General features: G+C 62.2%; 14 protein-coding genes. 7 read left to right on the top strand and 7 right to left on the bottom strand.

Annotated features, from left to right (window positions below; all coding sequences use genetic code 11):
* The first annotated feature begins 78 nt into the window (after positions 1-78).
* From ade to DFO46_RS04000, 4 genes are read left to right on the top strand one after another with little or no spacing between them, the layout of a single operon-like run.
* Positions 79-1,773: an adenine deaminase gene (gene ade, locus DFO46_RS04015; RefSeq protein ID WP_120276411.1), complete on the top strand. Its 1,695-nt coding sequence runs from the start codon at positions 79-81 to the stop codon at positions 1,771-1,773.
* A 50-nt stretch (positions 1,774-1,823) separates the two neighbouring features.
* The gene (locus DFO46_RS24220; RefSeq protein WP_120276410.1) at positions 1,824-2,171 is read left to right on the top strand and encodes a type II toxin-antitoxin system Phd/YefM family antitoxin; all 348 of its coding nucleotides are present in this window, start codon (positions 1,824-1,826) and stop codon (positions 2,169-2,171) included.
* 3 nt (positions 2,172-2,174) lie between these two features.
* On the top strand, positions 2,175-2,441 hold the full coding sequence (locus tag DFO46_RS04005) for a Txe/YoeB family addiction module toxin (protein WP_120276409.1): 267 nt from the start codon (positions 2,175-2,177) through the stop codon (positions 2,439-2,441).
* Positions 2,442-2,450: 9 nt separating this feature from the next.
* Positions 2,451-3,239, top strand: a complete 789-nt coding sequence (locus tag DFO46_RS04000) for a potassium channel family protein (protein ID WP_120276408.1) — start codon at positions 2,451-2,453, stop codon at positions 3,237-3,239.
* 17 nt (positions 3,240-3,256) lie between these two features.
* Here the strand turns inward: DFO46_RS04000 and aac(6') are convergent, their stop codons facing one another.
* Entirely contained in the window at positions 3,257-3,706 is a 450-nt protein-coding gene (aac(6'), locus tag DFO46_RS03995; RefSeq protein ID WP_120276407.1) for an aminoglycoside 6'-N-acetyltransferase, read from the bottom strand.
* Position 3,707: 1 nt separating this feature from the next.
* Positions 3,708-5,366 carry an alpha-glucosidase gene (locus DFO46_RS03990; protein ID WP_120276406.1) on the bottom strand — a complete coding sequence of 553 codons (1,659 nt, stop codon included), beginning with the start codon at positions 5,364-5,366 and terminating at the stop codon, positions 3,708-3,710.
* A 185-nt stretch (positions 5,367-5,551) separates the two neighbouring features.
* Here DFO46_RS03990 and DFO46_RS03985 point away from each other — a divergent pair, with 185 nt between their 5' ends.
* Positions 5,552-6,685, top strand: coding sequence for a glycosyltransferase family 1 protein (locus DFO46_RS03985; protein ID WP_120278131.1), 1,134 nt, complete (start codon positions 5,552-5,554; stop codon positions 6,683-6,685).
* Between the two features lie 10 nt (positions 6,686-6,695).
* Here DFO46_RS03985 and der read toward each other — a convergent pair whose 3' ends face one another.
* The 3 genes from der to DFO46_RS03970 all read right to left on the bottom strand — a co-directional run bounded on the left by der (position 6,696) and on the right by DFO46_RS03970 (position 9,511).
* A complete protein-coding gene (gene der / locus DFO46_RS03980; protein WP_110792044.1) occupies positions 6,696-8,117 on the bottom strand; it encodes a ribosome biogenesis GTPase Der in 1,422 nt (473 codons plus the stop codon).
* Positions 8,118-8,153: 36 nt separating this feature from the next.
* The gene (locus DFO46_RS03975; protein ID WP_120276405.1) at positions 8,154-8,825 is read right to left on the bottom strand and encodes a tetratricopeptide repeat protein; all 672 of its coding nucleotides are present in this window, start codon (positions 8,823-8,825) and stop codon (positions 8,154-8,156) included.
* Positions 8,826-8,932: 107 nt separating this feature from the next.
* A complete protein-coding gene (locus DFO46_RS03970) occupies positions 8,933-9,511 on the bottom strand; it encodes an NnrU family protein (protein ID WP_120276404.1) in 579 nt (192 codons plus the stop codon).
* 129 nt (positions 9,512-9,640) lie between these two features.
* Here DFO46_RS03970 and DFO46_RS03965 point away from each other — a divergent pair, with 129 nt between their 5' ends.
* Positions 9,641-10,654, top strand: a complete 1,014-nt coding sequence (locus DFO46_RS03965) for a polysaccharide deacetylase family protein (RefSeq protein ID WP_120276403.1) — start codon at positions 9,641-9,643, stop codon at positions 10,652-10,654.
* Positions 10,655-10,726: 72 nt separating this feature from the next.
* Here DFO46_RS03965 and sbmA read toward each other — a convergent pair whose 3' ends face one another.
* Positions 10,727-12,007: a peptide antibiotic transporter SbmA gene (gene sbmA, locus DFO46_RS03960; protein ID WP_120278130.1), complete on the bottom strand. Its 1,281-nt coding sequence runs from the start codon at positions 12,005-12,007 to the stop codon at positions 10,727-10,729.
* A gap of 159 nt (positions 12,008-12,166) precedes the next feature.
* Positions 12,167-12,544 carry a transcriptional regulator gene (locus DFO46_RS03955; RefSeq protein ID WP_120276402.1) on the bottom strand — a complete coding sequence of 126 codons (378 nt, stop codon included), beginning with the start codon at positions 12,542-12,544 and terminating at the stop codon, positions 12,167-12,169.
* A gap of 140 nt (positions 12,545-12,684) precedes the next feature.
* On the opposite strand from DFO46_RS03955, the gene DFO46_RS03950 reads away from it, so the two are divergent.
* Complete coding sequence (locus DFO46_RS03950; RefSeq protein ID WP_110792035.1) at positions 12,685-12,921, top strand: hypothetical protein; 237 nt, start codon at positions 12,685-12,687, stop codon at positions 12,919-12,921.
* Positions 12,922-12,938 lie beyond the last annotated feature (17 nt).

Genomic DNA, 12,938 nt, shown 5'->3' with positions numbered 1-12,938 from the left:
GATTGCATCGACGCGATTGCTCTTCTCACTCCCATGCCATGCCAGTAATCTGGCCAAAATGAATCGGAGTGACAGACAATGACCGACCTCGCACGCCGCATCGACCAGGGGACCGGTCGCGAACCGGCCGATATCGTGTTGAAGGGCGGGCGCTTCTTCGATCTGGTGACCGGCGAACTCGTCTCATCCGACATCGCCATCTGCGGCGAGACGATCATTGGCACGGTCGAGGGGTACGAAGGCCGCGAGGTGATCGACATCACCGGCAAGATCGTCGTGCCCGGCTTCATCGACACACACCTGCATATCGAAAGCTCGCTGGTCACTCCGCATGAATTCGACCGCTGCGTTTTGCCCTATGGCGTGACGACCGTGATCTGCGATCCGCACGAGATCGCCAATGTGCTGGGCACCGAAGGCATCCAGTTCTTTCTCGATTCGGCCGAACAGACGATCATGGACATCCGCGTCCAGCTCTCCTCCTGCGTGCCGGCGACGCATCTCGAAACCTCCGGCGCCGATCTGCCGATCGAACGCCTGATATCCTTCCGCAATCACCCGAAGGTGATCGGGCTTGCCGAATTCATGAATTTCCCCGGCGTGATCCACAAGGATCCGATCTGCATGGCGAAACTCGAGGCCTTCCAGGACGGCCATATCGACGGCCATTCGCCGCTGCTGTCAGGCCGGGACCTGAATGGTTATCTCTCCGCCCGCATCCGCACCGATCACGAATGCACGAGCGCTGCGGAAGCCATGGAAAAGATCCGCAAGGGCATGCATATCCTCGTGCGCGAGGGCTCCGTGTCGAAGGACCTGCACGCGCTGATGCCGATCCTGACCGAACGGCTTTCGCCGTTCCTGGCGCTCTGCACCGACGACCGCAATCCGCTCGACATCGCCGAACAGGGCCATCTCGACTATCTCATTCGTGAGGCGATCAGACACGGCGTCGAGCCGCTGGCCGTCTACCGCGCCGCCTCGATCTCGGCGGCCCGCGCCTTCGGGTTGCGCGATCGTGGCCTTGTTGCCCCCGGCTGGCGGGCGGATCTGGTGGTCGTCGACAGCCTGGAAAACTGCAAGGCCGAGATGGTGTTTTCAGCCGGCCGGCGCGTGACGGACGCGCTCTTCGCCACCCGCAAGCCGGTCGCCCCTGTCGGCCTCGACAGCGTCAAGGCCAGGGTGGTGAAGGCCGCCGATTTCGGCGTACCGGTGGCGGAAGGCGAGACTCCCGTGATCGGCGTCATGCCCGGCAAGATCATCACCGAGCACCGCCGTTACAAGCTGCCGACCTCGGGCAACCAGACCTCCGTCGATCTCGCAAACGACGTGATCAAGGTCGCCGTCATCGAACGACACGGCAAGAACGGCAACCATGCCAATGGCTTCGTCCAGGGGTTCGGCCTGAAGAAGGGCGCGATTGCCTCGACCGTCGGCCATGACAGCCACAACATCTGCGTGGTCGGGGTCTCCGAGGAAGACATGGCGCTCGCCGCCAATCGTCTGGGCGAAATCAAGGGTGGTTTCGTCGTGGTCGAAGACGGCAGGGTCACCGGCGAGATCCCGCTGCCCGTCGCCGGCCTGATGAGCCTGGAACCTTACGAGAGCGTGCGCGACACGTTGCATCACTTGAGAAAAGCGGCCTATGCCCTTGGAACGACTCTTGAAGAACCCTTCCTCCAGGTTGCCTTCCTGCCGCTGCCGGTCATCCCGCATCTGAAGATTTCCGACAAGGGCATGGTGGATGTCGATCAGTTCCGGCTGATTGGGTGAGGATTGGCACCGGGCGACAGAAGACGTATATTTGGCTTGAGGATGAAGCCATGACCCGTCTTGAACGCCTTGTAGAAATGGTTCGCGAACTGACGCCGGAGGAATTCGACACCTTCGCGGCGTCTGTTGAAGACTTGCGTGCCGAGCGCTGGGATCGGCAGATAGAACAGGACACAGCGGAAGACCGTCTCGACACGCTCATTGAGGGGGCGATCGAGATCGTCAGGCGGGACAAGTCCCCGGCTGTACTGATGGGCAAGGATGAATACGACAGCCTCGTCGAAACGGTCCATCTGCTCTCCTCGCCAGCCAATGCGGCACGCCTGCTCAAGGCAAAGGACGACCTTGCAGCAGCGCGCTTCATGGAACGATCGCTGTTGGTGGATCTGGACCGCTGAACCATGCGGATCGCCTTCGCGCCGGATGGATGGGCTGACTACATTCACTGGCAAGAGGCCGATCGAAAGATACTGGCACGGATCAACGAACTGATCCGCGACACGGTTCGCCACCCCTTCGGGGGCATTGGCAAACCAGAACCTCTAAAGGGTACACTCAAGGGTATGTGGTCCCGGCGGATCACCGGGGAACATCGGATTGTCTACGCCGTTGTCGGCACGGGTGAGGATCAGACACTCGTCATCCTGCAATGCCGATATCACTACTAAAGAGGCCCCATGGCATCCGAGACCGACGGCAGATCGTCCACTCCCCTCCGCCAGCGCCTCGCGCGCCTCTATTACGGCCGCGACACCGCCGCCATCCGCTTCCAGTTCGCGCTGATGGTGATCGACCTTGCGATCATCGGTTTCTTCCTCGCCGGCCCCTACCTGCGCGACCGGCCAAGCTATCTGATCCTCGATTATGCCATTGCCGCCTGGATCGCCGTCGAAATGCTGGCACAATGGGGCGCATCGCGCACCACGCGCGGCTTTCTCACGCGGCCGATGACCTGGGTCGACCTCTTCGTGCTTGGCACGCTGCTCTTTCCGCAATGGCTGTTCAACTTCGCCTTTCTGCGCGTCGCCCGCATCTGGGCCGTCGCTCAGCGGCCGGTCTTCAGGTTGATGCTGAACCGGTTGGGGCTGAAGGAGCAGGGCGACGTCGTCACCGCCTTCATCAACCTCTTCGTCTTCCTCTTCCTGGTGACAGGCTTCGTCTACAGCTTCTTCTTCTACCGCGAAGATGCCGGCACCGGCTTCATTGACGCCCTCTATTTCACGGTCGCGACGGTAACGACAACCGGCTTCGGCGACATCACGCTTCCCGGCACCTTCGGCAAGCTGACCTCGATCGTCACCATGATCATCGGTATCTCGCTTTTCGTGCGGCTGGCCCAGGCGATCGTCCGGCCTTACAAGGTCACCTTCCCCTGCCCCGAATGCGGCTTGCAGCGGCACGACGCCGACGCGGTGCACTGCAAGGCCTGCGGGCACACCCTGAACATTCCTGACGACGGCATGTGACGAGACGGTCCAGCCGGTCAGAGACGCTTGCGGAAATAAACGACCCGCTCGGTTTCCGCAAAGCCGAGGGCCACATGCATGGCGTGGGACGCCGCATTGTCGAGTTCGGCATCCGACGCGATTTCCCTGATACCGAGCCCACGAGCCCAGTCGCACACAGCCATGACGAGGGATGCGGCAATGCCCGAGCGGCGTGCCGAGGGATCAACGATGATGCCCTCGAGAAAGGCGACCGGTGTGGTCTCGCAGCCATTCACATAATCCGAGCGCAGGCTGGCCTCGGCAAGCCCGAGGGCCTCACCGCCCGGCCCGATACAGAGAAAGGCGACCAGCCTGTCGGGCTTGGCCAAGGCGGCAGCGATCTCGGCGCGGTGCCCGTCGAGGGAGAGGTCCGGCCACAGCCTGTGACGCAGCCCCGCCCAGCCTTCCATATCCTGTGCCGAGGCGATCCGCACCGTGCCCGTCATCTCACACCCGCGCACAGAACCCGTCGAGCGATCCGAGGTGGATCTCGCCATCGGCGACATGTCCACCAAGCCCCGGCATGGCGACCGCCTCGCGGATGGTCATGCCATGCGGCACGGCGATCTCCTGCGGCCCACGGCGCAGGTTGAAGACGAAGAGCATCTGCTCGTCGCCCTTCTTGCGGGTGAAGGCGAGCACATCCTCATTGGTCGCGAGGAAATGCATCTCGCCATCGAGCAGCGCCGGGTGCATCTTGCGAAAGGCAAGCGTGGCGCGGTAATGGGCGAGCACAGAGGCCTCGTCCTTTTCCTGGGCGTCGACGGCAAGGGCGGCATGCTCCGCCGGCACCGGCAGCCAGGGTTTTCCCGCAGAGAAGCCCGCCTGCTTCTTGCCCTTCTCCCAGACCATCGGCGTGCGGCATCCGTCACGGCCCTTGAAGGCCGGCCAGAAGCGGATGCCATAGGGGTCGCGGAGATCCTCGAAGGCAAGCTCCGCCTCGGGCATGCCGAGCTCTTCGCCCTGATAGAGGCAGATCGAGCCGCGCAGCGTGGCAAGCACGCTTGCCGCCAGCTTTGCCACCGCCTCCCGTTCTTCCGGCTTGTGCATGAAGCGGCTGACATGACGCGTCACGTCATGGTTGGAAAAGGCCCAGCAGACCCAGCCGTCCTTCACCTGTTTCTGGAAGCTCTCGACACAGTGGCGGATATGGCTCGGGGTAAAATCCGGACCGAGTAGGTCGAAGGTGTAACACATATGCAGCTTGTCGCCGCCGGACGTATAGGCCGCCACGGTCTTCAGCGAACGCGCCCCATCGCCGACCTCACCCACCGTCGTGCGATCAGGATATTGATCGAGCAGCGCCCGGAACCGCTTGAGGAACTCGATATTCTCCGGCTGCGTCTTGTCGTGCAGATGGCTCTGCATGCCATAGGGATTGACGTCGGGGGCATCGAGGCCCGCATCGTCGCTGTCGGGGGCATGCGGCGGATTGTCCCGGAGCTCCTTGTCGTGGAAATAGTAGTTCACGGTATCGAGCCGGAACCCGTCGACGCCACGGTCGAGCCAGAACTTCACCGCGTCGAGCACGGCATCCTGAAGCTCGCGATTGTGGAAGTTGAGATCCGGCTGGGAGGTCAGAAAGTTGTGCATGTAGTACTGCTTGCGCACCCCGTCCCATTCCCAGGCAGGACCGCCGAAGACCGAGAGCCAGTTGTTCGGCGCCGTCCCGTCGGGCTTGGCGGCCGCCCAGACGAACCAGTCGGCTTTTGTATTGTCACGGCTCGTGCGGCTTTCCTTGAACCAGGGATGCTGGTCGGAGGTATGCGAGATCACCTGGTCGATGATGACCTTGAGGCCGAGGCGTTTCGCCTCCTTCATCATCGCATCGAAATCGGCAAGTGTGCCGAACATCGGATCGACGTCGCAGTAATCGGACACGTCGTAACCCATGTCGGCCTGCGGCGAGGTGAAGAACGGCGACAGCCAGATGGCATCGACGCCGAGCGCGGCGATATAGGGCAGCCGCTCGATGATGCCCTTGATGTCCCCGATACCATCGCCGTTGGTGTCCTGGAAGGAGCGTGGATAGACCTGGTAGATCACGGCACCCCGCCACCAGTTCGAAGACGTCGTCTGGTCGGGTTTGGCGGCGGCTTTGGTCATGGGCACGTCCTCTGGCTGGAATCAGGGATAGGGTTCAGGCAACCCGCTTGCGGGCCGAATGTCAAACGCGCCCCCTGCTAGACTGACATCTGGCTGTAATGTTCCCGTCGCATAAGACCTGGTGATGACACGCACAGGATGAACGCCAGATTCATGGGGTGATTCCGGAATCGAGCAACCGCCGCATGCCCAGCCCCCCGTTGCCCAGCCCCCTGTTGCCCAGCCCCTCGCTGCCCGGCCCTTCCCCGACACGGCTGACCATCGTCACCGATGCCTGGCACCCGCAGGTCAACGGCGTCGTCCGCTCGATCGAGACCACCAATCGCGAATTGAAGAAGATGGGCGTCGAGGTCTCCATGATCACGCCCGAGCCGTTCCGCAGCGCGCCCATGCCGACCTATCCGGAAATCCGCCTGTCGCTGGTAACCCCGGCCCGCATCGGCCGGATGATCGAAGCACAGCAGCCGGATTATGTGCACATTGCCACCGAAGGACCGCTCGGCCTGATGGCCAGGCGCTGGTGCCTGCGCAACAAGCGCGCCTTCTCGACGACCTATCACACCCGCTTCCCGGAATATGTTGCAGCCCGCCTGCCCTTGCCGCTGTCGTGGCTCTATGCCTATGTCCGCTGGTTTCACAATCGCGGCGGCGCCTGCATGGTGGCGACCGAAAGCCTGCGACGGGAACTGACCGCGCACGGCATCAAGAACCTCAGTCTCTGGAGCCGCGGCATCGACACCATCCTGTTTCGCCCGCGCGACAAGGCGGAAAAGCCCTTTGGCCTTGCCCGCCCGATCTTCATGACCGTCGGTCGTGTCGCGGTGGAGAAGAACCTGCCGGCCTTTCTCGATCTCGACCTGCCCGGCTCGAAGGTGGTGGTGGGCGACGGCCCTGCCCGCGCCGAGCTTCAGGCCCGCTATCCCGACGTGCATTTCACCGGCATGCTGCATGGAGAAGCGCTGGCCGAAGCCTATACGCAGGCCGACGTCTTCGTCTTCCCCTCAAAGACCGATACCTTCGGCAATACCATCCTGGAGGCGCTTGCCTCCGGCGTGCCGGTTGCCGCCTATCCGGTCACCGGACCGATCGACATCATCCCCGCAGGCTCCAATGCCGGTGCGCTCGACCAGGATCTGCAGGTGGCGTGCATCGCGGCACTCCAGGCCTCACCAGACAGCGCCCGCAGGCTCGCCGAGACCTATTCCTGGCAAGCCGCGACCGAACAGTTTTTCGACAATGTCGTGGAAGCCAAGGAGCAGCGCCGAAAGCGAGGCCTGCGCGGCCGTTTCGGCACGCGGCCGGCCGACCTCACCGGTTGATGCCGGGCGGTCAGCGCCTGCGCTTGCGGCCCTCGAACGGATTTTCACCCGCCTTGAAATGGATGCGGATCGGCACGCCGGGCATCTGGAAATCGGCGCGCAGACCATTGGTCAGGTAACGCACATAGCTTTCCGGCAGGGCGTCAGGCCGCGTGCAGGAGATCATGAAGGCCGGCGGGCGCGCCTTCACCTGCGTCATGTATTTCAGCTTCAGGCGGCGACCCGAAACCGCCGGTGGCGGGTGCTGGGTCGTAACCGCGTCGAGCCAACGGTTGAGCTTCGCCGTCGAGATGCGCTTGTTCCACACCATGTCGGTGTCGATGATGTTCTGCATCAGCTTGTCGAGGCCGTAACCGGTCTGGCCGGAGATCGGCACGGCACGGATGCCGCGGGCCTGCGGCAACAGACGTTCGGTCTTTTCGCGCAGATCCGCCAGAACCGCCTGCTGGTCCTCGACGAGATCCCACTTGTTGAAGGCGAGCACGGCGGCCCGCCCCTCGCGAAGCACGAAATCGACGATCTGCAGATCCTGCTTCTCGAACGGAATGGTCGCATCGAACACGATGACCACCGTTTCGGCAAACCGCACCGCGCGCAGGGTATCGGCCACCGAGAGCTTCTCGAGCTTCTCCTGCACGCGAGCCTTGCGCCGCATGCCGGCAGTGTCGAACATCTTGATGGTGCGGCCGCGCCAGTCCCATTCGACCGAGATCGAATCGCGGGTGATCCCGGCCTCGGGTCCGGTCAGAAGACGGTCTTCGCCGAGGAAGCGGTTGATGAGCGTCGACTTGCCGGCATTGGGTCGTCCGACGATCGCGACGCGCAGCGGCTTGCTGTCGTCATATTCGGGTTCGGCCTCGTCGTCGTCGAGGTCGTCATCCTGCGGCAAGAGAATGTCGGTTTCGGCTTCGTCGTCCGGTTCCGGAAACGCGCGATCCTCGCCGATCGCCTCGACGATGGCATCGCGCAGGTCGATCATGCCCTGGCCATGTTCGGCAGAGATCGGAACGGGTTCGCCGAGACCGAGCGTATAGGCATCGTAGAAGCCGGAATCGGAACCACGCGCTTCCGACTTGTTGGCAACAAGCACGACCGGCTTGCCGCGCCGGCGCAGCATCTCCGCCAGCGACTGGTCGACCGGCGTCAGGCCGTATTTCGCATCGACGACGAAGAGCGACAGATCCGCTTCTTCGATTGCGGCCTCCGTCTGGGCGCGCATGCGGCCTTCGAGCGTCTCGGGGCCGGCCTCTTCGAGACCGGCCGTGTCGATGATGGTGAAGCGCAGGTCCACGAGCTTGGCGTCACCGGGGCGACGGTCGCGGGTCACACCCGGTGTGTCATCGACGAGCGCCAGCTTCTTGCCAACCAGACGGTTGAAAAGCGTGGACTTGCCGACATTCGGACGACCGACGATGGCAACGGTGAAACTCATGGAACACTAGCTTTCCGGCCCTTGGAGGCCTTGTTGTTACGGCGCCTTGCCGGAGGCCTTGATGTTGTCGAGCAGCATCTGGGCGCGGGCCGACGTGTTGCGCGGGGTTTCCGCGTCTTCTGTGATCTGCTCGAACCATTCGCGGGCGCGCACCATGTCGCCGGCCTTGTAGGCGGCAAGACCGAGCGCTTCGCGGGCGGCGTGGCGCATGGCATTGGCCGGCGTCGCCATGGCTTCGACTTCTGCCGAGACCTGCTCATAGATGCCGTTGTCGACCATCAGCCAGGCGGCACGAACGCGGGCGGCATTGCGCACGGCTTCCGGCACGCTCTGGTCGTCGCCGATCGCCTTGAACGCGGCAATCGCCGCTGCCGGATCACCCTTTTCGGCGAAGACCGAGGCACCCCGGAACCGCGCCAGAACGCCATAGGCGCCATAGCCATCCTTCTCCAGCGCCTGCAACGCGGCTTCCGCCTCGTCGCGCTTGCCTTCGTCGGCGAGCTTCAAGGCAGCGAGGAACTGGTCGCCGGCGCCCGACGCCTGGGTCGTGTCCCAGTGATCCCATAGCCGATGGCCAGCCGTGCCGACGACGATCAGGGCTGCGACGCCGATGATGATGCGGCTGTAGCGCTTCCAGGCATTGCGCACCTGATCGGAGCGAAGCTCTTCGTTGACTTCGCGGATAAAGCTGTCGTTCTGGTCAACCATTCATACCCCCGGCAGTGCCGGCCTTTCCATGCAATCTCATGCGTGAGCGGCCTTCTAGCCGATTTTTGCGCGCTTGTAAGGGGAAAACCGCCAAATGCCCTGGGCGTTCACATCGGCAGCGGAGCAACCCCGATCAAGACTTCGTGCAGCTTGAAGGTGATGAGGGCCCAGACGACGAGGCCGAGGACGACGGCGATGGCGTCGAAGCGGGCCGAAACGAACGGACGCAGCACGAGGTCGCCGGCCCGCAGGCGGCGCTTGTAGCTGATGCGAAGCACGACACCCCAGGCAAGCAGCGCGCCGAACAGCAGGATCGAGGCAAGATCGCCATTGGCGATCAGGTGGGCGGCCGCCCAGATCTTGATGGCGAGCACGATCGGATGTTTCGTCTTCGTCGCGATATGCCCGGCCGGCAGGAAGCCGGCGACCAGACAGATGGTGGCGATCAGCATCAGCGTGATGGTGAGGTGGTTCATGCCCATGGGCGGGAACCAGACATTGACGACCGGCGCCGTGGCATAACCCCAGATCAGCACGACCAGCGACACGAGACTGAGCACCGAATTGATCACCCGCCAGCCCGTGAGCCCAAAGCGCTCGATCATCGACAGGCGAAAGCCCGGTGCGACGACGCGGATGAGATGGGTTGCGAGAAACAGGATGATGCCGAGGATGAGGAGCGTCATGGGGCTGGACCTTTCAAGTCGAATTGCTGAAAGCCTTACTGGTCTCGGCCACGAATATCCAGCGCGTTCAAAGCTTCGCCGCATTTGGATGGGACGCAGGCACCCCATTTGATTTCCGGGTGTTTGCCGATGTTTCGTTCCCTGACCGCCGTTTCCCTTGCCCTGATGGCGACGACCGCCCTTGCGGGAGACCCGGCCCCTGCGGCAAAAGGTGCAGGCGCGGCGAAGCCGAAACAGATCCTGATGATCTCCTTCGATGGCGCGCACGACAACAAGCTCTGGAAACGCAGCCGCGATATCGCGAGGCGGGCGAATGCCCATTTCACCTATTTCCTCTCCTGCGCCACGCTGATCCCGAGGGACCGCGCTGGTGATTACAAGGCGCCGGGCATCAAGGCCGGGCGCTCCAATATCGGCTTTGCCCAGACGGTGGACGAGGTCGGGGCGCGGCTCGACAACATCTGGAGCGCGCGTCAGGAAGGCCACGAGATCGCCAGCCACACCTGCGGCCATTTCGACGGCAAGGACTGGACGAAAGACCAGTGGCTGACGGAATTTCAAAGCTTTGACCGCGTGCTCGCCGGCGCCTGGAAGGACAACGGTCTGTCCGACCGCGAGCCCAAGGGCTGGGCGGACTTCGTCAAGAAAGGCATCACCGGTTTTCGCGCGCCCTATCTCTCGGCTCCCGACAGCCTTTACGAGGCCGAACGCGCGCATGGCTATCGCTACGATGCCAGCCTGGTGACCCACGACCCCGCCCCGCCGCGCAAGGAGGGCGGGCTGATCCGCTTCGGCCTGCCGCTAATCCCGGAAGGTCCCGAAAACCGCCGCATCATCGCCATGGACTACAACCTCTTCATCCGCCATTCCGGCGGCATCGACCACCCGTCGAAGGGCGACGAATTCGCCGAGCGCAGCTATGACGCCTTCAAGACCGCCTTCGAAACCCAGTACAACGGCGACCGCCAGCCGCTGCAGATCGGCCTGCACTTCGTCACCATGAACGGCGGCGCCTATTGGGCGGCGATGGAGCGGCTGGTGGCGGAAGTCTGTCCGAGGCCGGATGTGGCTTGCGTCACCTATTCGGAGGCGCTGGAGATGCTGGGCAAGGATGGCCCGGCGTCAGGCACGGGCGCTATGTGATCGGTCGATCAACGGGACAGCAAAAGGCCGCGCCGGTTGCCCGACGCGGCCTTTTTTCGTTTTGCCAGATGCTCAGTAAGGCCTGTCTGCCGCAATCTCGCCTTCGGCAGCCTCGCGCTCCAGGTAGCGCTGGTCGATGGCCGGCAGCGGCTGGTCGTCGATGGCCGCTTCGAAAGCCTTCAGACGCTTGTGGATCGAGAGCAGCTCAATGATCGTTGACCAATAGCTCACCAGATACTGGAAGCTGTCGGTGACCTGGCCAAAGGCCGTGGAGATCTGCTGCCACAGCCCCATTGTCAGTTTGCCGGCCACGATCGTCGGGATCAGGATGAATGTCAGGAAGATGGCATCCACCTGCCCGAACGTGTACCGGGCCACGTTGAAATAGGTGTAGTGCCAGTACATGCGGAAATAATTGCGCCGAACGTTGGAAAACAGTTCTCGAACGGTAACCGGCTGAGCGCGATCGGCATGATCTTCGCCGTAGACGAGTTCCTTACGGAAGGCGGCTTCGACGCGCTGGTTGCGGAACTGCAAGCCCGGCAGCTTGATCCCGGCAACCATCAGCAGGATCGTTCCGAATGCCGACCAGATGAGAGCCAGCCAGAACAGAGCATGCGGCACGGCACCGATGATGGGCAACTCGCTGACATGCTCAGACATCCTGAACAGGATCGGCAGGAACACGACAAGCGTCATCACCGAATTGATCAGCGCAACGCCAAGGCCTTCGAGGATGTTGGCAAAGCGCATCGTGTCTTCTTGCACACGCTGAGAAGCACCTTCGATGTGGCGCAACTTGTCCCATTTCGACAGGTAGAAGTCGTTCATCGCCTGGCGCCAGCGGAAGACGTAGTGGTTGGTGAAGAAGGCGGTGACGACTGAAAGGGTCACGCCGACCAGACCGATTTCCAGGAAGCGCAGTTGCAGCTCATAGAGCTGCCCTGCCGTCACTGTGCCATCACCATTCAGCGCTTTCTGGAAGAGGTCGAAGAAGGGACCGCGCCAGTTGTTGACGGCCACAGAGATCTGAACGCTGAAATAGGCGATGAAGATGATGAAGGCGGATCCCCACACCGACCAGTTGATCCAGGGGTGGTCCTTCGCAATCACCTGCCAAACAATACCGAACAGGCCGACGAAGATGGTGAAGTAGAGATAGAACCAAAGATTGTCGGGTGTGAAGAAGAAGGCAAGCCCGACAGGCGCCTGTTGCCCCTCGGCAAGCGGAGGAAGGCCGATAGCGGCTCCGAGCTGGGGACCGACGGTGTACCACACGATGATACAGACCAGTGTCCAGATTGCAGCAGAGGTGAAGAACAATTTCGGTCGGGGGAAGAAGGAATGAAACACGCGGAAAACCTTCGTGTGGGAGAAGTCCTGCAAATCGAGACGGAACCTATGGCACAGGCTCCGATGCGGCAACAGCACCGGCAAATTGTGGCGGAATTACCCCCGCAATAATTACAGGTTTGCAAGAATAGGCCGGTTGACCGTTCGAGAGTGAACGCGTCAGGCTGCAGCACCCCGCAAGACGAAATCCGCCTCGATCTCGTCGAAAGGCACGAACACCTTGGAAGCCTCGTCTTTCTCGACCAGACCCCATTCGACCAGAACACCCACATCCTCATGCACGCGCTTCACATCGCGCTCCAGCGCCCGGGCAAGGCCTCTGATGGTCGACGGTCCGAGCGTTTGCAGGCGCTCGATGAGCTCCCAGCGTTTGGGAGACAGGATCGAGAACAGTTGAGCCGACGAGGAAAAGGTCAGGACTGTGGAGTGAGGCTTTGCTTTACCCGTCGTCCACACATCCACGAAGCGTTCAGCCATAGCCTCGACCTGGGCCAGCGCATCCGCGTCACGACGAATCTGAATACGAGCTTTCGTCATGGATCAGCCCTCCCCAAGATGAAGAACGGTCGTCGTATGATGTGTCCAATATAGACAAGCGGCAAGCAGCTGGTTCGCTTATCCTTGCCTCCGCCCCAAAAATCGCTAGGGAAGTCGCACAGCTTTTTCAGGAGTGCCAAATGAGCGACCTCAGCCTGCAGCAGGCCATCGACAACATCTACACCTCGATCAACAACGACAATGAAGAGATCGATCTGCACATCGCCGCCCTGAAGGCTGCGATGGCGCGCGAAGGTGTCAAGGAAGCGGTGTTCGAGCCGTCGAAACTGGCGCAGTCGAACCGTCAGGGCCGCAAGATCATGCAGTCCTATTTCAAGAAGAAGGGCGTTGCCGTCGCCTTCTCGAAGTCCGAGTAAGCCTGCGGACAGGATGC

This window comes from Rhizobium sp. AG855, from assembly GCF_003610655.1.
Classification (GTDB): Bacteria; Pseudomonadota; Alphaproteobacteria; order Rhizobiales; family Rhizobiaceae; genus Allorhizobium; species Allorhizobium wuzhouense.
The sequence above is the reverse complement of the archived record's forward strand: the minus strand, read 5'-3'. Positions and strand labels throughout refer to the sequence as shown.

Coding starts and splice junctions, on each gene's coding strand:
- DFO46_RS03955 (WP_120276402.1), bottom strand. CDS start 12,544: ATGACGAAAGCTCGTATTCAGATTCGTCGTGACGCGGATGCGCTGGCC.
- DFO46_RS03985 (WP_120278131.1), top strand. CDS start 5,552: ATGCCCAGCCCCCCGTTGCCCAGCCCCCTGTTGCCCAGCCCCTCGCTG.
- DFO46_RS04005 (WP_120276409.1), top strand. CDS start 2,175: ATGCGGATCGCCTTCGCGCCGGATGGATGGGCTGACTACATTCACTGG.
- DFO46_RS03975 (WP_120276405.1), bottom strand. CDS start 8,825: ATGGTTGACCAGAACGACAGCTTTATCCGCGAAGTCAACGAAGAGCTT.
- der (WP_110792044.1), bottom strand. CDS start 8,117: ATGAGTTTCACCGTTGCCATCGTCGGTCGTCCGAATGTCGGCAAGTCC.
- ade (WP_120276411.1), top strand. CDS start 79: ATGACCGACCTCGCACGCCGCATCGACCAGGGGACCGGTCGCGAACCG.
- DFO46_RS03970 (WP_120276404.1), bottom strand. CDS start 9,511: ATGACGCTCCTCATCCTCGGCATCATCCTGTTTCTCGCAACCCATCTC.
- DFO46_RS24220 (WP_120276410.1), top strand. CDS start 1,824: ATGACCCGTCTTGAACGCCTTGTAGAAATGGTTCGCGAACTGACGCCG.
- DFO46_RS04000 (WP_120276408.1), top strand. CDS start 2,451: ATGGCATCCGAGACCGACGGCAGATCGTCCACTCCCCTCCGCCAGCGC.
- DFO46_RS03965 (WP_120276403.1), top strand. CDS start 9,641: ATGTTTCGTTCCCTGACCGCCGTTTCCCTTGCCCTGATGGCGACGACC.
- DFO46_RS03990 (WP_120276406.1), bottom strand. CDS start 5,366: ATGACCAAAGCCGCCGCCAAACCCGACCAGACGACGTCTTCGAACTGG.
- DFO46_RS03950 (WP_110792035.1), top strand. CDS start 12,685: ATGAGCGACCTCAGCCTGCAGCAGGCCATCGACAACATCTACACCTCG.